General features: G+C 72.7%; 4 protein-coding genes. 3 read left to right on the plus strand and 1 reads right to left on the minus strand.

The genetic code is table 11. The features are described 5' to 3' along the window. Positions 1-80: 80 nt before the first annotated feature. Entirely contained in the window at positions 81-155 is a 75-nt protein-coding gene (locus tag ACFWFR_RS18860; protein ID WP_156968370.1) for a 50S ribosomal protein bL37, read from the minus strand. Between the two features lie 148 nt (positions 156-303). On the opposite strand from ACFWFR_RS18860, the gene ACFWFR_RS18865 reads away from it, so the two are divergent. Genes ACFWFR_RS18865 through ACFWFR_RS18875 form a run of 3 tightly spaced genes read left to right on the plus strand, consistent with a single transcriptional unit; the run spans position 304 to position 2,827 of the window. Next, positions 304-1,239 (plus strand): DUF4097 domain-containing protein, encoded by a 936-nt coding sequence (locus ACFWFR_RS18865; RefSeq protein ID WP_377624118.1) that lies wholly within the window; start codon positions 304-306, stop codon positions 1,237-1,239. After that, on the plus strand, positions 1,239-1,841 hold the full coding sequence (locus ACFWFR_RS18870; protein WP_191800050.1) for a PadR family transcriptional regulator: 603 nt from the start codon (positions 1,239-1,241) through the stop codon (positions 1,839-1,841). The genes ACFWFR_RS18865 and ACFWFR_RS18870 overlap by 1 nt, the downstream gene beginning before the upstream one ends. Next, a complete protein-coding gene (locus tag ACFWFR_RS18875; RefSeq protein ID WP_377624119.1) occupies positions 1,838-2,827 on the plus strand; it encodes a DUF4097 domain-containing protein in 990 nt (329 codons plus the stop codon). Before ACFWFR_RS18870 ends, ACFWFR_RS18875 begins: the two co-directional genes overlap by 4 nt. Positions 2,828-2,893 lie beyond the last annotated feature (66 nt).

A 2,893-nucleotide genomic window follows, 5' to 3' on the forward strand; every position in this document is an offset into this window, starting at 1 on the left:
CCTGTCCTCACCGCAGTGAGGACAGGCCCTTCGTCGCACTCGCCCTCAGGCGCGTGATCGCGGCCCTGGCGGGCTCGTGATCAGGCGTTGGGGCGCTTGCCGTGGTTCGCTGCGCTGCCCTTACGGCTGCGACGCTTGCGTCCGCGCTTGCTCATGATTGCTCCTCACGCCGGATTCTGTCTGCTCAATGTTCCCACATCCAGGGCTTGTCCTGGTCCAAGACGCGATATATCGTGTGGAGAAAGACGCGATACATCGCGTCATCCACCACGAGCGGGACACCGCAGGGGCGCGAGGAGAGACATGGCTACCGAGAGCTGGACAGTGACGGGTCCCCAGACCATCGACGTCGGGCCCGTGGAACGCCTCGACGCGAACCTGCTGAACGGGCGCATCGACGTCGTGGTGCACGACGAGCCCGGTGTCCGCGTCGAGATCCACTCGATCGAGGGCCGCCCGCTCGAGGTGCGCCTCGACGGTGACCGCCTCCGGGTCGGGTACTCGCCCACGGGCGGCTTCCAGGGCTTCCTCGACTCGTTCCGCAACTACCGCGGCAAGGACCGTGCGGACGTCTACGTGGGGGTCCCGGCCCACGTCGCGGTCAAGCTCGCGACCGTGCGCGGCGACGGCCTCGTCGCCGGGACGCACGCCAAGGTCTCGGTCGCGACCGTGGGCGGGTCGGTCATGACGACCCAGACCACGGGCGCCGTGCGCGTCGACACCGTCTCGGGTGAGGTCACGGTCCGCGACCACGTGGGCACGCTCGTCATGGACTCGGTCTCGGGAGACCTCACGGCCTCGGGTTCGCTGAGCGACGTCAAGCTCAACACCGTGTCCGGGAACGTCACGCTCGACTCGAGCAGCACGCCCGACTCCATGAACGTCAACGCCGTCTCGGCCGACGTCCTGGTCCGGGTCCCCGAGCCCGACGCGCTCGACTACGCGCTGCGCTGCGTGAGCGGCCGGCTCGTGGTCGACGGCGTCGAGCACCGGGGCACTCCCGGTGGTGCCTACCGCCAGGGCGGCCCGGCCGCGGCCCCCGGCAAGAGGCTCCAGGTCAACTCGGTCTCGGGGAACGTCACGGTCCTGCGGGGCGAGGCGGAGCGGCCGGGAGCATGGGGAGCGCCCGACGACGCCCCGACCGACGCGTACCCCGGCTACAGCGCCCCGTGGGGCACCGCAGGCGTGCAGGCGCCCTGGACGACCGACGGGCCTGCGGACGGACCGGCGGACCGCTGATGGCCTCCGTCTTCGCCCACGGAGAGCTCCGGCTCTACCTCCTCGCGCTGCTCGAGTCCGGACCCAAGCACGGGTACGAGCTCATGACCGAGCTCTCCGACCGGTTCGGCGGCACGTACCGGCCGAGCGCGGGCACCATCTACCCGCGCCTCGCGCGGCTCGAGGAGGAGGGGCTCGTGCGTCGCAGCGACGAGGCCCGCAAGTCCACCTACGAGCTCACGCCCGCGGGTCGGGCCGAGGTCATGGCCCGCCGGGCCGACGTCGCGGCGCTCGAGGACGGGATCGCGCAGACTGTCCGGACCCGGGCACAGGCGCTGCGCACCGACATCGAGGGCTCGATGCAGGGCCTGCGCGCCGAGCTCGCGGCCGCGGCCCAGGAGGCACGGGTACGCCCACGTCCCGCGGCGTCCCCGGACCCCCGGCGCGGCGAGTCCTACGCGCGCCGCGTCGAGGCGGAGGCTCTCGTCCAACGCTTCCGCGACGACGTGCGCGCGGACCTGAGGCAGGCCGACGCGAGCAGCGCAGTGACCGAGCTGACGCTCGAGACGCTGCGCACCGTGCTCGACTCCGCGCGCAGGGCCGTGCGGGGGACGCTGCGATGACGGGCCACGACGGGCAGCCGCCCCCGGACCCGCGTCCCGACGGCAGGCGAGAGGACCAGCAGCACCTGGACGACCAGCTCCACCAGCACCTGGACGACCAGCTCCACCAGCACCTGGACGACCAGCTCCACCAGCACGACCAGCAGCACGACGACCGGCACGACACGCAGACGCAGAAGGAGAACGACATGGGCACCGAGTCCTGGGTCATCGCAGCACCGCAGCAGATCGAGGTCGGCGAGGTGACCTCGCTCGTCGTGGGCCTCACGAACGGCGCGATCGAGGTCGTGAGCGACCCGGCGCGCGAGTCAGGCGCGAGCATCGACGTCACCGAGGTGGGCCCGCGCCCGCTGCACGTCACGTCGCACGCGGGCGAGCTCCGCGTCGCCTACGACTTCGCCGGGGTCGAGGGGGTCGTGGACCGCGTCCGCGGCCTCAAGGACAAGGACACCGCTACCGTCCGCGTCGTGCTCCCCGCGCACCTGCCCGTGAAGATCGCCACGGCGCGCGCGGCGGTCGCCGTGACCGGTACCCGGGCCGACGTCTCGGTCACCACGGCAGACGGCGCCGTGACCGTCGACGACACCGTCGGCGTGCTCGCGGTGAAGTCCGCCGCCGGTCGGGTCGCCGCGACCGCGCACGAGGGGGACGTCCGGGTCAGCACGGCCTCGGGCCGCGTCGAGGTCGGCGGACGGCTCGGTCGGGTCACGGTCAGCACGGTCACGGGCGACGTGGTCGTCGAGGCGCGCGAGACCACGCCGCTCGTGACGGCCAAGACCGTCTCGGGAGACGTGACGCTGCGCCTGGGGCAGGGTGCGGGGGTCAACCTCAAGGCGCGCGCCGTCACGGGCAAGGTCGTGCTCGACGGGGCCCCGCTCCCCAGCACGCAGTCGCGGACCACGTCGGTCGACCACTCGGACGGTACGAGCGGCGCCTACGTCTCCGCGAGCTCGGTCTCGGGGAACCTCACGGTCTCGCGCGCCTGAGGTCCCACGTCCTGGGGCTCCTGCCCCCGCCGTGCGACGGACAGCGGCTCGTGCCCCGAGGAGGGG

This window comes from Oerskovia sp. NPDC060287, assembly GCF_042726775.1.
Taxonomy (GTDB): domain Bacteria; phylum Actinomycetota; class Actinomycetes; order Actinomycetales; family Cellulomonadaceae; genus Oerskovia; species Oerskovia merdavium.

Excerpts from the sequence above, each read along its gene's own strand:
- ACFWFR_RS18865 (WP_377624118.1), top strand. The coding sequence starts at position 304 with ATGGCTACCGAGAGCTGGACAGTGACGGGTCCCCAGACCATCGACGTC.
- ACFWFR_RS18870 (WP_191800050.1), top strand. The coding sequence starts at position 1,239 with ATGGCCTCCGTCTTCGCCCACGGAGAGCTCCGGCTCTACCTCCTCGCG.
- ACFWFR_RS18875 (WP_377624119.1), top strand. The coding sequence starts at position 1,838 with ATGACGGGCCACGACGGGCAGCCGCCCCCGGACCCGCGTCCCGACGGC.